Genomic DNA, 13,596 nt, shown 5'->3' on the forward strand with positions numbered 1-13,596 from the left:
AGCCGCCACGCCCGCCGCTCCCATCGGGGCAAGCCCCCGGGGCGTCACCTTGGCGACGCCCATTTTTCTACGCCCCGCGCGACGAGATGTGCGACGAGATGTGCGACGAGATGTGCGACGAGATGTGCGACGCGATGTGCGACTACAGACAACCGCCCCCGCTTCGGCGATACCTGCTGACCCCCAACCCGTCACCGCAATGAAGGAGTCGACATGGCAGCAGACAAGCACGCGAGCGTTCACTGGGAAGGCGCCGGCAAGACCGGCAAGGGCCTGATCAGCACCGAGACCGGTGCCCTGAAGGACTACCCCTACGGCTTCGCCAGCCGCTTCGAGGACGACAAGCGCGGCACCAACCCCGAGGAGATCGTCGGCGCGGCCCATGCCGCCTGCCTGACGATGGCCTTCGCCTTCGCGCTGGAAAGAGAAGGCCTGACGGCCACCAAGATCGACACCCGGGCGGCCGTGCGGCTGGCCAAGGATGGTGAAGGCTTCAAGATCGACTGCATCGCACTCGAACTCGACGCCAGCGTGCCGAACCTCGACGAGGCGAAATTCCAGCAGATCGCGGCCGCCGCCAAGGCCGGCTGTCCGCTGTCGAAGGCGCTGGCGAGCGTGCCCGAGATCACGCTGAAGGCAACGCTGGCCGGCTGAGCGGGCTGCCTATGATCGTCTCCTCACAAGAACAGGAGACGGATCAGGAACAAGCCCTTCAGCACCGCGCTCGCGGCCATTTTCCTCGGCCTCGGCGCCACGGCGGCAATGGCCGCGTTTCCCGACAAGCCGATCAATATCGTCATCGGCTTCCCGGCCGGCGGTCCGCTCGACCAGCATGCGCGCCTGCTCACCGACAAGCCGCAGGCCGTGCTGGGCAGCGGCGACTTCGCGCGCTTCCTGGCGACGGAAACGCCGCGCTGGGAAAAGGCGGTGAAGGCATCCGGCGCGCGGATGGACTGAGCCGCCGACCGGTCCGGCTGCGCGCCTGAGCCAGCATCGGCGCCGATTTTTTTGATTGTCTTGCCCGATACGCAGGCGCTTCGGCCATGCGTTGCCGGCCTCTTGGATATAGTGCCGCACCTTGTCACGAGGAGGGCGACCTGCATCGCCGGTGATGACAAGGGCAACGCAATCAAACGGGAGGAACCGCGCAATGCGCACACATCAAAACCACACAGCCTTCGGCCGCCGCATGGCAGCCCTGGCCTGTTTCGCGGCCATGTCTTTCTCGGCCGGTGCCGCCGACACGCCGGCCGCCAACCTAGCGCCCGACATGGACGCGACGAAGACTGCGCTCATCGCATTCGCGCAATGCGATGCATCGTTTTTCACGTTGCTGGCTCAGAAGCCGCAGCTCTTCGGATCAGCCGTCGAAGTCGCCATCAATGGCACGGTGGCAGCCCCCACGGTAGCCGACCCAAGATCGCAGAAAGGACATCGGCAGTCTTTCACACGGCCGATCGACGTGGCAGGCCTGAGCCTGCTTGCCTGGCGCAACGAGGTGAGCTACGACGCGACGATGGGCGCATTCCTCTGGTGGGGCTTCGACGTCGAAGGTACGCCCGACACGGCCGCGGACGCCCTCAACCGTCTTCTGCAGCCCGCCCAGCGTGTCGTGAAGACAGGAAACGAATGGGCTCGCGCGGAAAACCGCCGGATCGGCGATCCCATCGACGCATGGCGCCGGGGAGGCCAGTCCGGGTCCGTGACACAGAAGGGCACGGTCGAGCGCGTGCTCCTCATCGAAGCCGACGAGGCGCCTGGCCGGACCAAGGTCTCCTGCGCTTTGCAAGGTTCCGTCACGCCGCCCTTGCTGGAGCGCGTGCGTCCTGACCTCCCGGCATCGCTGCAGCAATGAGTAAAGCCGTCATCAGGCTGGTCCTGGCCGCTGCGCTGGGACTGACCATCGCGGGCTGCGCGTCGGTCCCCCTCACCGGCCAAGGTGCATGCCGTGCCGCCGGCAACCTGCCACTGACCGACAACAAGACCGCTTATGCGCAACCGGACAAGGCCTTGGCACTCTGGACTCGCTGTGTGGACAGCGGACCGCAGACCGCCATCCTGAAGGGCCTGGCGCTGAAAATGCGCAGCCACGTGAGAGGACAGCTCAAACAGTACGACGAGGCCATCAAGGACCTCGAAGCATCCCAGCGCCTTATGCCACCCCGCGAGAGCTGGGACTTCATCAATCTCGCGTCGCTGTACCGGGAAACAGGGCAACCCGAAAGGGCACTCGGGCTTCTGCGCAAGATGCAGGACTCACGGCTCGGCCTGTCGGGCATGGCGCCCTACTACCACCTTGGCAGAACCTTGAGCGAGCTCAAGCAATGGCCAGAAGCAACCGAAGCCTTCACCGAGGGCATGAAGTATCAACCGACCTATGCGTGGGCCTACCTGTACCGCGCCCTCGCGTACGACGCTCAGGGCAAGCGCGAATTGGCCAGGACGGACCTCCAACGCGGCAAGGAATTGCTTGGCACCGAAGTCAAGCCGGCCGATCGCGCGCGGTTGCTCCCCTCGCTGCGGCAACCGCCTTTCGATTCGCTGCTTACCCGGTACGGGTACGACAGCGAGAACTTCGTCGCCAGATAGCCGCCAGCAACCTTTCAAGGAATCCAGCTGAACATGAGCACAGCACGCATCGCCATCCTGCTGCTTGCCGCCACGGCAGGGCATGCAGCCGTGGCCGCGGACTACGGCAGCTACCGCGGCAAAGGCGGCATGGGCGCCTACAAGATCGAACCGAACGTCTACGAGTACCACTATGACAAGGGCTTCACCGGGCCCGATGCGACGGGGTGGGACCCGAATCTGCAGTTCGCCTGGTCGCGTCTGGGCGCGGCGAAGACCTGCGGCATTCCATACGACCGGGCGAACGCCGTTACAGCACTGATCAGGAAGTACCAGCAGGACGCGCTGACACACGAAATCAACGGAATCGACTTCCACGCGGCGCAGAGCAAGGCAAATCCGAAGTTCTGCACGCCTGAGCGGGTCGGGGAACTCAAGGCTGTGATCCTCGAGTTCGAGAAAGGCGACTTTCCAACCCGGTTCTGAAAGTCCGAGGGCCGCACAGCCTCCTTTTGGTGCACACGCCTTGCATACCAGTTGGCACAGAAGCTGCTGGTATGCAGGCATATGGCCATTTCCGCATCCGAAATCAGTGCACGCATCGTCGAGGCGGTGATGGCGCAGAAGCTCGCGCCGGGTTCGCGCCTGGGCGAGCAGCAGCTGGCGATGCTGTTCGACTGCAGCCGCACCATCGTGCGCGAGGCGCTCACGCGGCTGGCGGCGCGCGGTATCGTCACGGTGAGCGCGCGGCGCGGCTGGTTCGTCATCGAGCCCTCGCAGGACGAGGCGCGCGAGGCCTTCGAGGCGCGGCGCGTGATCGAACTCGGGCTCATCCGCAGCGCGGGCAGCGCCGGCAAGATCGAAAAGACCGCCCTGCGCCAACTGAAAGCGCACCTGCAGCGTGAAAAGGCCGCACTGAAAGAGAGCGACGTCGGCAACCGCAGCTTCCTGCTGGGCGATTTCCATGTCTGCCTGGCCGAGTGCCTGGGCAACACGCTGCTGGCAGACACGCTGCGCGACTACACGGCGCGCACCACGCTGATCGCCATGCTTTATCAATCCACGCACGACGCAGTCCAGTCCTGCGAAGACCACGTACAGATCGTCGCTGCGCTGGAGCGCGGCGACCACGCCGCCGCCGAGGTGCTGATGGCCGAGCACATCGGCACGGTGCAGTCGGCCCTGCGCGTGCAGGCGCCCACCGATCCGCTGGCCCAGCTGCGCGATGCGCTCGCGCCGCTGCAGAACACGGCCGCACCCAAGACACCAGCCAACGGCAGGCGCCGCAAGCCCGGCGCATCGCCCGATTCCGATTCTTCGACCTACCTAGGAGCCCTGCTATGACCTTCTCTGCCTCCAAGCGCCGCATCGCCCTCGCGCTCGCTTCCGCCGCCATGCTGGCCTCGGCCGGCGCCGCGCACGCCCAGAACGCCCTGGACAACGTGCTCAAGGCCAGGACCATCAAGATCGCCGTACCCACCGACTACCCGCCCTACGGCTCGGTCGACAAGAACATGAAGCCGCAGGGCCTGGACATCGACATGGCGGAACTCATCGCCGCCAAGCTCGGCGTGAAGGTCGAGCTGGTGCCCGTGACCAGCGCCAACCGCATCCCGTACCTGCAGACCAGGAAGGCCGACCTGGTGATCTCCACGCTGGGCAAGAACCCGGAGCGCGAGAAGGTGATCGACTTCTCGTCGGCCTACGCGCCCTTCTTCCAGGCCGTGTACGCCGCCAAGAGCATGAAGCTCACCAGCTTCGCCGACATGGCCGGCAAGACCGTGGCCGTGACGCGCGGCGCAATGGAAGACCAGGAGCTGAACAAGGTGGCGCCGCCGAACGTCGACTACCGCCGCTTCGAGGACAACAACGCGACCATCGCCGCCTTCGTGGCCGGCCAGACCCAGACCATCGCGACCAGCGCCGCCGTTGCCGGCGACATGCTCGCCAAGAACCCGAAGGTCAGCGCCGAGTTCAAGCTGCTCTTGAAGGACAGCCCCTGCTTCGTCGGCGTCGCCAAGGGCGAGACCGCGCTGAAGACCAAGGTGAACGAAATCATTGCCGCCGCCAAGAAGGACGGCACGCTGGATGCCATGTCCAAGAAATGGCTCGGCAAAGCGGCCGGCGACCTTCCCGTGTGAGTGGTTCTCCCCCATGCTTCGCGCACTTCGTGTCGCTGCGCACACCCCCTCGACGGGGGCAACGCCTGCGGCCCGGCAAAGCCGGTTCCGCGGCGTTCCACGAAGAGAAGACTGACTTATGAACATCGAGTTTGATTTCGGCGCGGTGCTCTCCGAATGGCCGCTGCTTCTGCGCGGCGTGGCGTGGACCGTCGGCCTGACCGCCGTCGGCACCGTGCTGGGCATGATCGTGGGCACCTTCTGCGCGTGGGCGCGCGCCGACGGGCCGAAGTGGCTGCGCGCCGTCGTGGGCACTTATGTGGAGCTGATCCGCAACACGCCCTTCATCGTGCAGCTGTTCTTCATCTTCTTCGGGCTGCCCGCGGCAGGCGTCAAGCTCACGCCGGAGGTGGCCTCGGTGATCGCGATGGTGCTGAACCTCGGCGCCTACTCCACCGAGATCATCCGCGCCGGCATCGAGGCCACGCCCAGGGGGCAGATCGAGGCGGCGGTGAGCCTGGCGCTGAGCAAGTCGCAGGTGTTCCTGCGGGTGGTGCTGCCGCCCGCGCTCAAGAAGGTGTGGCCCGCGATGGTGAGCCAGATCGTCATCGTGATGCTGGGCTCTGCCGTGTGCGGGCAGATCTCGACCGAGGAACTGAGCTACGCGGCCAACCTCATCCAGAGCCGCAACTTCCGCGCCTTCGAGGCCTTCATCGTCGCCACGCTGATCTACCTGGCGCTGTCGGTGGCGCTGCGCCGGCTGCTCGACTGGGCGGGGCCGAAGTTCTTCTTCGGCCGCTGAGCAACCAAGGGAAGGCACCTTCGACATGGCTGATTTTTCTCTCTGGGACATCCTGCGCAACCTGCTGCTGGCGCTGCGCTGGACGGTCGCGCTCTCGCTCATCGCCTTCATCGGTGGTGGTATCGTGGGCGCACTGCTGCTGTTCCTGCGGCTGCGCGGCGGCAAGGCGATCGGCAGGGCCGTGGGCCTCTACGTGCAGCTCTTCCAGGGCACGCCGCTGCTGATGCAGCTCTTCCTGGCCTACTTCGGCATCGCACTCTTCGGCATCGACGTCTCGGCGTGGACCGCCGCCAGCGTGGCGCTCACGCTCTACACCAGCGCCTTCCTCACCGAAATCTGGCGCGGCTGCGTGGCCTCGATTCCGAAGGGCCAGTGGGAAGCCTCCGGCAGCCTCGCGCTGAGCTTCGGCGAGCAGCTTCGCCACGTGATCCTGCCGCAGGCGGTGAAGATCGCCATCGCTCCCACGGTGGGCTTCCTGGTGCAGGTCATCAAGGGCACGGCGCTCGCGTCGGTGATCGGTTTCGTCGAACTCACCAAGGCCGGCAGCATGATTTCGAACGCCACCTTCCAGCCTTTCGTGGTGTTCAGCTGCGTCGCCCTGCTTTATTTCGTGCTGTGCTTCCCGGTGAGCCTGTACGCCAAGACCCTCGAGAGGAAAACCCATGGCCGCCGTGCTTGACCAACCGCAACAACAGCCCGCCACCTCGGTGGGTTCACCCATCGTGCGCATCACGGCGCTTCGCAAGTCCTACGGCACCAACGAGGTGCTCAAGGGCATCGACCTCGACGTGAAGCGCGGCGAGGTGATCGCCATCATCGGCAAGAGCGGCTCGGGCAAGAGCACGCTGCTTCGCTGCATCAACGGCCTGGAGGTGTTCCAGGAAGGCTCGCTCACCGTCGACGGCAAGCCGTTGCTGCACGAGAGCGCGATGGCCATGCGCGAGCTGCGACAGCGCGTGGGCATGATCTTCCAGAGCTTCAACCTGTTCCCGCATCTCACGGTCGGCAAGAACGTGATGCTCGCGCCCACGCTGGTGAAGAAGCGCACCGGCCTCGAAGCTGCCTCGCAGGCACGCAAGCTCCTCGAGCGCGTGGGGCTGGCCGAGAAGTTCGACGCCATGCCCGACCAGCTCTCGGGCGGCCAGCAGCAGCGCGTGGCCATCGCCCGCGCGCTGGCGATGGAGCCGGCCGTGCTGCTGTGCGACGAGATCACCTCGGCGCTCGACCCCGAGCTGGTGGGCGAGGTGCTGCGCGTGGTGGAGTCGCTGGCCGACGAGGGCATGACGCTCCTGATGGTCACGCACGAGATGAGCTTCGCACGCAAGGTCAGCGACCGCGTGATCTTCATGCACCAGGGCCGCGTGCACGAAATGGGACCGCCGGCGGAGTTGTTCGGCAACCCGCAGACGGCGGAGCTGAAGCAGTTCCTGTCCTCGCTGCACGATTGAGCCGACATCGGGCAATCAGGCCGGGTTATCCTCGGCCCATGGCAAGCCCGCGTACCGCGTCAATTATTCGCCCCATCCGGAAGACGGTGGGTTAGCGCGGCACTTCGAACGGCAACAGGTACACGCCATGCAACCCGCCCCACGAGGCGGGTTTTTCGTTTCCTGGGGAATTTTTCTTCCACCCACCCACCCAGGAGATCGAAATGACACCACTCCCCCGCCCCGTGCTCCACATGGTCTGCGGCAAGATCGGCGCCGGCAAGTCGACGCTCACGCGGCAGCTCGCCGAAGCGCCCGCCACGGTGCTGATCAGCGAGGACACATGGCTGGCCACGCTGTACCCCGATGAGATCCACGAACTGCCCGACTACGTCCGCTGCGCGGGCCGGCTGAAGAAGGCGATGGCGGAGCATGTGGCGGCGCTGCTCGGCGCAGGCKTTTCTGTGGTGTTGGACTTTCCCGCCAACACGGTGGCCAACCGCCAGTGGATGCGCGGCATCTTCGAGGCAGCCGGCGCGGCGCACGCGCTGCACTTCCTCGACGTGCCCGACGAGATCTGCAAGGCCCGCCTGCGCGCGCGCAACGCGAGCGGCATCCACCCTTTCGAGACGACGGACGCGCAGTTCGACCTGATCAGCAGCCACTTCGCCGCGCCGTCGCCGGAGGAAGGCTTCGACGTGGTGCGGCCCGCCTGAGCCTGTGTGGCGATATGCTCTGCCCTCGATGCAGATCGAACAAGCAAGGCCAGAAGAGGCGGCCACAGTCGCCGCCGTCCTCGACGAAGCCGCCCAATGGATCGCCGGTGAAGGCCGCCCGCTGTGGTCGGCGGCCGACGTCGGCCTGGAGCGCGAGCAGCGCGACACCGATGCCGGCGGCTATTTCATCGCCCGCGAGGGTGGCGAGGTGGCAGGCGTGGTGCGGCTCGACCTCGAAGACCCAGCCTTCTGGCCCGAGATGGAGGCCGGCACCTCGCTCTACCTGCACAAGCTGGCGGTACGCCGCGCATTTGCCGGACGCGGCGTGCCTTCGCTTCTGATCGACTTCGCCCGCGAGCGCGCACACGACCTGCGCCGCCCATTCCTGCGGCTGGACTGCGTGGCCGACCGGGCGCCGCTGCGCGCCCTGTACGAACGCTTCGGTTTTTCGCTGCATAGCGTGATCCAAAAGGGCGAGCGGGCCTTCGCGCGCTTCGAGATGCGGATACGAGCCCACGGCGCGCCGCCCGACATCGCGAAGCCTGGCGCCTGTGGCAAGCTCCCGGCCGTATGAACCACCGCAACCCGCCCCCAACCTCCCGTCGCCGGCTGCTGCGCGCGCTGCTGGGCGCCACGGCCCTGCAGGCGCCCCTGGCGGCGCTGGCCGGCTTCAATTTCTTCACCAGCGAATACACCGCCAGCCGCGAGGAACTGCAGACGCAGATCKCCAAGCACTTTCCGGTGGCCGAGCGCTACGCCGAAATCTTCATGGTCGGCCTGCGCGACCCACAGCTGGATCTGGATTCGAAGGCCAACCGAGCGTCCATCACCGCCACGCTGACCATCGCGAGCCCGCTGCTGGCGGCCTCGCCGGTGCAGGGCGTGGTGTCGGTCAGCAGCGCGCTCAGGTACGACGCCACGGCGCGCGCCCTGCGGCTGGACCAGCCCAAGGCCGAGCGGCTCGAGTTGCAGGGCATCGAAGGCCGCGACGCGGAGCGGCTGCAGAAGGTCGGCGCGGTGGTCGCGCAGGAACTGCTGCAGGGGCAGGTGCTGCGCAGCTTCAAGGCCGACGAGCTCACCGTCGGGCGCAAGACCTACGAGATCGGCGACATCACCGTGCAGGACAACGGCATCAAGGTACAGCTCAAATGAAATTCACCCTTCTGGCCGCGGCGCTGCTCCTTGCCGGCTGCAYGGCCATCATGCCCACGGCCAGGCAGCACTTCGACCTCGAGGCGCACCGAGGCGGACGCGGGCTGGCGCCCGAGAACACGCTCGCCGCGTTCTCGAACGCCGTCGACATGGGTGTGTCCACGCTGGAGCTGGACATCGGGCTCACGGCCGACGACGTGGTCGTGGTCTCGCACGACACTTCGCTCAACCCCGACCACACGCGCGACGCGAAGGGCGCGTGGCTCGCGCCGAAGAGCGGCGCACCCATCCGCACACTGACGCTGGCGCAGCTGCAGACCTACGACGTCGGACGGATCGACCCGTCCAGCAACTACGGCAAGCTGTTCGCGCTGCAGATTCCGCGCGACGGCGAGCGTATTCCCACGCTGGCATCGCTCTTCGCGCAGGTGCAGGCACGCGGCGCCGACGCGGCCACGGTGCGCTTCAACATCGAGACCAAGATCGACCCGTCGAAGCCCGACGAAACTGCCGCCCCCGAACCGATGGTGCGCGCGCTGCTCGCCGAGATCGACAAGGCGAACATGGCCAGCCGCGTGACCATCCAGAGCTTCGACTGGCGCACGCTCACGCTGGTCGGCAAGCTCGCGCCGCAACTGCCGCGCGCCTACCTCACCACACCGCGCACGCTGAAGGACAGCCGCTGGACCGACGGCTTCGATGCGGCCAGCTTCGCCTCGGTGCCGCAGATGGTCAGGGCCGCCTCGGCCAACGCGCCCGGCCCGGTGATCTGGTCGCCGGCCTTCGCCGGCCTCACGCCCGAGATCATCCGCGAGGCGCACAAGCTCGGCCTGAAGGTGCTGCCCTGGACGGTGAACCAGCGCGCCGACATGCAGCGGCTGATGGACTGGGGCGCCGACGGCATCATCACCGACTACCCCGACATCCTGCGCGACCTGATGCGCGAACGCGGCCTCTCGCTGCCGCCTCCGGGAAAGAACGCATCGTGAGCGCCGCACGGCAACAGCTCGACGCCATCGCCGCGCGCATCGCGGCCATGCGCAACGACGCAGGCTCCGTGACCACGCTGTCGGACGAAGCCCGCGCCAGCGCCGAACTGCTGGGCGCCCTGCCCCCGCGCTACGGCGAAGTGCTGCTCAGCCTGCTCGACAGGCTGGAGTCGAGCGCGCTCTTCAGCGAGGAAAGCTGCTCGTTCAGCCAGAAGGACCTGCTCGACAACCTGCAGGTGTGGGTCGACAAGGCCCGCGGCCAACTGGTGTCTTGACCGGCGCGCGCCGTTTCAGCGGGTTTGGCCGGTTTATCATCCCGCTCCATGCGCACCCTGCTGCTCGCCATCATGATCGTCCTGCTGCCCGTCCGMGGCTGGCTCGGCGATGCCATGGCGGTCGAGATGGTGCGCCACTCGCTGCCGGCGGCCATGGAGGCCGCGACCGTGGTCTCCGCCGCGGCCGAAGCCCATTGCCACGAAGCGACGGATGCCGATGCGGGCGGCGACATGGCGATGGCCATGGACATGTCCGCCCATGGCAGCAGCCATGACGACGGCGGCAGCGGCAACACCAACCACAACGACCACCAAGGCTGCGGCACCTGCGTCGCCTGCCAGGTCTGCCACACGGTGGCGCTCGGCGGCATGCCTCTTGTCGCCATCGTTCACGGCGCGCCCCAGGCGTCGCCCGCGGCCCACGCGGCCCGTTTCGTCAGCGCGGAGCCCGTCCAGGGCCTGAAGCCGCCCATTTCCTGATCTCCCTGCCCGTAGTCCGTCCGCGGTGAGCCCGTTGTTCCGGCTTGCGGCGTCCGTCGTATTGCTCATGGAGATCGAAAGTGAATTCCCTCATTCGCCGGCAGACTGCCGGCACCCGTGGCCATCGCAGGCGTAGCGAAGCGCGCCCGCCCCGGCTCCCATCCATCAGAACCATCAAGACCGGCGCAACGCTGGCCGCCGCGCTGGTGCTCGCCGGCTGTGCCAGCCTCTCGCCCGACGGCGGCAGCGCCGACGTGCAGGCGCTGGTGTCGGGCAACCCGCTCATGGCGGGCGCCACCGCGCAACGCACGCCCGACGCGGCTTCGCAGAAGAGCGTCGATGCGCTGCTCGCCAAGCCGCTGGACGTCGAGTCCGCGGTGCGCATCGCGCTCATCAACGGCCCGCGCGTGCAGGATGCCTTCGCCACCCTGCAACTGAGCGACGCCGACCGCGTGCAGGCCGCGAGCCTGCCGAACCCGGTGCTCTCGTTCAGCCGCCTGGCGCAGGGCAGCGAGCGCGAGTTCGAGCGAATGCTCAGCTTCAACGTGCTGGGCCTCGTCACGCTGCCATGGCAGGCCCGTTGGGCCGGCCAGCGGCACGAGGCGGCCAAGCTGCAGGCCGCGCAGAGCGTTCTGCTGCTTGCGGCCGACACGCGCCGCGCCTGGGTACGCGCGGTGGCGGCGCAGCAGGGCGTGGCCTACCTGCGCGACGCGAAGGAAACCGCCGAAGCCGGCGCCGAGCTCGCGCACCGCATGGCCCAGGTCGGCAACTGGAGCGCTCTGCAGCGCACGCGCGAGCAGCTTCTGCTGGCCGATGCGGCCGCGCAGTTGGCGCGCGCCGAGCAGTTCGCAGTCGCCTCGCGCGAGCAGCTCACCCGCCTGATGGGCCTGAGCGGCGAGCGCGCCGCAAGCTACACCCTGCCCGACCGCCTGCCGCCGCTGCCGAAGGCCGCGCCGGAACTCGGCGACGTGCAGGCACTGGCGCTGCGCGACCGCCTCGACGTGCGCTCGGCCCAGGCGCAGAACACCGCCGTGGCCGGCTCGCTCGGCCTCACGCACGCCACCAGCGTCATCAACGCGATGGAGATCGGCGTGGTTCGCAACACCACCTTCGACAACGACGCCGACCGCACCAAGAAGACCAAGCGCGGCTTCGAGCTCGACCTGCCGATTCCGATCTTCGACTGGGGCCAGTCCCGCAACGGCCGTGCCGAGGCGCAGTACCTGCAGTCGGCAGCCCGCGTGCGCGACGTGGGCGTGCTCGCCGCGAGCGAGGCGCGCGAGGCGTGGCAGGGCTGGAATACGGCCTATGCGTTGGCCCGCCGCTACCGCGACGAGGTGCTGCCGCTGCGCAGGAAGGTCAACGAGGAAATGGTGCTGCGCTACAACGGCATGCTCGCCAGCGTGTGGGAACTGCTGGGCGAAACGCGCGCCAGCATGCTCGCGGTGAACGCGGGCATCGAGGCGCAGCGCGATTTCTGGATCGCCGACACCGACCTGCAACTGGTGCTCACGGGCAGCTCGCCCGGTGGAATGTCGGCGCTGCAGACCGCTTCGGCCGCCGAAGCGCCGGCAACGGGAGGGCACTGACATGAACCGCCGCAACTTCTTCGCGGGCGCGGCCACGGCCGTCGCCGCGACCAGCGTGAGCCGCGTGTCCATGGCCGCGCTGCCCGAGCCGGTGTCGCAGGGCTCCACCGCCACCGCGCCGCCGCTTTCGCCGCCCAACGGCCGGCCCTACAACCCCGTCGTCACGCTCAACGGCTGGACGCTGCCCTGGCGCATGAACGCGGGCATCAAGGAATTCCACCTCGTCGCCGAGCCCGTGGTGCGCGAGATGACACCGGGCTTCAAGGTCAACATGTGGGGCTACAACGGCCAGTCGCCCGGCCCGACCATCGAGGTGGTCGAGGGCGACCGCGTGCGCATCTTCGTCACCAACAGGCTGCCCGAGCACACCACCGTGCACTGGCACGGCCAGCGCCTGCCCAACGGCATGGACGGCGTGGGCGGCATCACGCAGCCGCACATTCCGCCGGGCAAGACCTTCGTCTACGAGTTCACCGCGCGCCGGCCCGGCACCTTCATGTACCACCCGCACGCAGACGAGATGGTGCAGATGGCGATGGGGATGATGGGCTCCTGGGTCACGCACCCGAAGGAAAGCCATCCGCTGATCGAGCCAGTGCAGCGCGACTTCTGCTTCCTGCTCGGCAGCTTCGACGTGGAGCCCGGCAGCGCCACGCCCAAGGTCAACACCATGACCGACTTCAACATCTGGAGCTTCAACAGCCGCGTGTTCCCGGGCATCGACACGCTCAACGTGCGCCGTGGCGACCGGGTGCGCATCCGCGTGGGCAACCTGACGATGACCAACCACCCGATCCACATCCACGGCCACGAGTTCGAGGTGACCGGCACCGACGGCGGCCCCGTGCCGCGCACCGCGCGCTGGCCCGAGGTGTCGGTGGACGTGGCGGTGGGCCAGATGCGGCAGATGGAGTTCATCGCCGACGAGGAAGGCGACTGGGCGCTGCATTGCCACAAGGCGCACCACACCATGGGCCCGATGGGCCACGAGGTGCCGACCATGATCGGCGTAGACCACAAGGGCGTGGCCGAGAAGATCCGCAAGCTGGTGCCCGACTACATGGTGATGGGCGACAAGGGCATGGCGGACATGGGCGAGATGGAAATGCCCATTCCCGACAACACCGTGCCGATGATGACCGGCGCTGGCCCCTTCGGCTCGGCCGAGATGGGCGGCATGTTCACGCTGCTGAAGGTGCGGCGCGACCAGAAACCCGGCGACTACCGCGACCCGGGCTGGTTCAAGCACCCGCCGGGCACCGTCGCACGCGAGGTGAAGGGCGCGAACGTGCCGCCGGCCACGCGCAAGGAAACACCGGCGCCCGCTTCATCGCAGAAGGGCTCCGGCCCCGACGCGACCGTGCGCAAGCCCTCGGGGCACGGCTCGCACGAGCACTGATTTCTTCTCCCGTTTCATTTTCTGGAGTTCCCTCATGAACAAGACACTCATCAAGTCCATCGCCACGGGCCTCGTGCTC

17 protein-coding genes and 1 pseudogene are annotated in these 13,596 nt (G+C 67.5%); all 18 read left to right on the plus strand.

Going from position 1 to position 13,596, the window contains the following annotated elements; translation table 11 throughout:
• The first annotated feature begins 213 nt into the window (after positions 1-213).
• The 18 genes and pseudogenes from QMO14_RS19315 to QMO14_RS19400 all read left to right on the plus strand — a co-directional run bounded on the left by QMO14_RS19315 (position 214) and on the right by QMO14_RS19400 (position 13,517).
• Positions 214-654 carry an OsmC family protein gene (locus tag QMO14_RS19315; protein ID WP_301509059.1) on the plus strand — a complete coding sequence of 147 codons (441 nt, stop codon included), beginning with the start codon at positions 214-216 and terminating at the stop codon, positions 652-654.
• Between the two features lie 78 nt (positions 655-732).
• Positions 733-873, plus strand: a pseudogene (locus QMO14_RS19320) (tripartite tricarboxylate transporter substrate binding protein); the annotation flags it as partial.
• Positions 874-1,189: 316 nt separating this feature from the next.
• Complete coding sequence (locus QMO14_RS19325; RefSeq protein ID WP_301509060.1) at positions 1,190-1,855, plus strand: hypothetical protein; 666 nt, start codon at positions 1,190-1,192, stop codon at positions 1,853-1,855.
• Positions 1,852-2,589: a tetratricopeptide repeat protein gene (locus QMO14_RS19330; RefSeq protein WP_301509061.1), complete on the plus strand. Its 738-nt coding sequence runs from the start codon at positions 1,852-1,854 to the stop codon at positions 2,587-2,589. The genes QMO14_RS19325 and QMO14_RS19330 overlap by 4 nt, the downstream gene beginning before the upstream one ends.
• Before the next feature lie 33 nt (positions 2,590-2,622).
• The gene (locus QMO14_RS19335) at positions 2,623-3,054 is read left to right on the plus strand and encodes a hypothetical protein (RefSeq protein WP_301509062.1); all 432 of its coding nucleotides are present in this window, start codon (positions 2,623-2,625) and stop codon (positions 3,052-3,054) included.
• An 81-nt stretch (positions 3,055-3,135) separates the two neighbouring features.
• A complete protein-coding gene (locus QMO14_RS19340; protein ID WP_301509064.1) occupies positions 3,136-3,912 on the plus strand; it encodes a GntR family transcriptional regulator in 777 nt (258 codons plus the stop codon).
• Entirely contained in the window at positions 3,909-4,709 is an 801-nt protein-coding gene (locus QMO14_RS19345) for a transporter substrate-binding domain-containing protein (protein ID WP_301509066.1), read from the plus strand. The genes QMO14_RS19340 and QMO14_RS19345 overlap by 4 nt, the downstream gene beginning before the upstream one ends.
• A gap of 118 nt (positions 4,710-4,827) precedes the next feature.
• On the plus strand, positions 4,828-5,490 hold the full coding sequence (locus QMO14_RS19350) for an amino acid ABC transporter permease (protein WP_301509067.1): 663 nt from the start codon (positions 4,828-4,830) through the stop codon (positions 5,488-5,490).
• Positions 5,491-5,515: 25 nt separating this feature from the next.
• Positions 5,516-6,169 (plus strand): amino acid ABC transporter permease, encoded by a 654-nt coding sequence (locus QMO14_RS19355; protein ID WP_301509068.1) that lies wholly within the window; start codon positions 5,516-5,518, stop codon positions 6,167-6,169.
• Positions 6,153-6,938 (plus strand): amino acid ABC transporter ATP-binding protein, encoded by a 786-nt coding sequence (locus QMO14_RS19360; RefSeq protein ID WP_301509069.1) that lies wholly within the window; start codon positions 6,153-6,155, stop codon positions 6,936-6,938. Before QMO14_RS19355 ends, QMO14_RS19360 begins: the two co-directional genes overlap by 17 nt.
• Positions 6,939-7,141: 203 nt before the next feature.
• Positions 7,142-7,633, plus strand: coding sequence for an ATP-binding protein (locus QMO14_RS19365; RefSeq protein WP_301509070.1), 492 nt, complete (start codon positions 7,142-7,144; stop codon positions 7,631-7,633).
• 28 nt (positions 7,634-7,661) lie between these two features.
• Positions 7,662-8,207 (plus strand): GNAT family N-acetyltransferase, encoded by a 546-nt coding sequence (locus tag QMO14_RS19370; protein WP_301509071.1) that lies wholly within the window; start codon positions 7,662-7,664, stop codon positions 8,205-8,207.
• Positions 8,204-8,785, plus strand: a complete 582-nt coding sequence (locus QMO14_RS19375; protein WP_301509073.1) for a DUF1439 domain-containing protein — start codon at positions 8,204-8,206, stop codon at positions 8,783-8,785. The genes QMO14_RS19370 and QMO14_RS19375 overlap by 4 nt, the downstream gene beginning before the upstream one ends.
• Positions 8,782-9,774 carry a glycerophosphodiester phosphodiesterase gene (locus tag QMO14_RS19380; RefSeq protein WP_301509074.1) on the plus strand — a complete coding sequence of 331 codons (993 nt, stop codon included), beginning with the start codon at positions 8,782-8,784 and terminating at the stop codon, positions 9,772-9,774. The genes QMO14_RS19375 and QMO14_RS19380 overlap by 4 nt, the downstream gene beginning before the upstream one ends.
• Positions 9,775-9,821: 47 nt before the next feature.
• Complete coding sequence (locus tag QMO14_RS19385) at positions 9,822-10,049, plus strand: hypothetical protein (protein ID WP_301509082.1); 228 nt, start codon at positions 9,822-9,824, stop codon at positions 10,047-10,049.
• A gap of 48 nt (positions 10,050-10,097) precedes the next feature.
• Positions 10,098-10,529, plus strand: coding sequence for a hypothetical protein (locus tag QMO14_RS19390; protein WP_301509075.1), 432 nt, complete (start codon positions 10,098-10,100; stop codon positions 10,527-10,529).
• Between the two features lie 80 nt (positions 10,530-10,609).
• Complete coding sequence (locus tag QMO14_RS19395; RefSeq protein ID WP_301509077.1) at positions 10,610-12,118, plus strand: TolC family protein; 1,509 nt, start codon at positions 10,610-10,612, stop codon at positions 12,116-12,118.
• 1 nt (position 12,119) lies between these two features.
• Positions 12,120-13,517: a multicopper oxidase family protein gene (locus tag QMO14_RS19400; protein WP_301509078.1), complete on the plus strand. Its 1,398-nt coding sequence runs from the start codon at positions 12,120-12,122 to the stop codon at positions 13,515-13,517.
• Positions 13,518-13,596 lie beyond the last annotated feature (79 nt).

Origin of the sequence: Variovorax sp. CAN15 (assembly GCF_030462475.1) — a bacterium.
In the GTDB taxonomy this organism is placed as follows: domain Bacteria; phylum Pseudomonadota; class Gammaproteobacteria; order Burkholderiales; family Burkholderiaceae_C; genus Variovorax.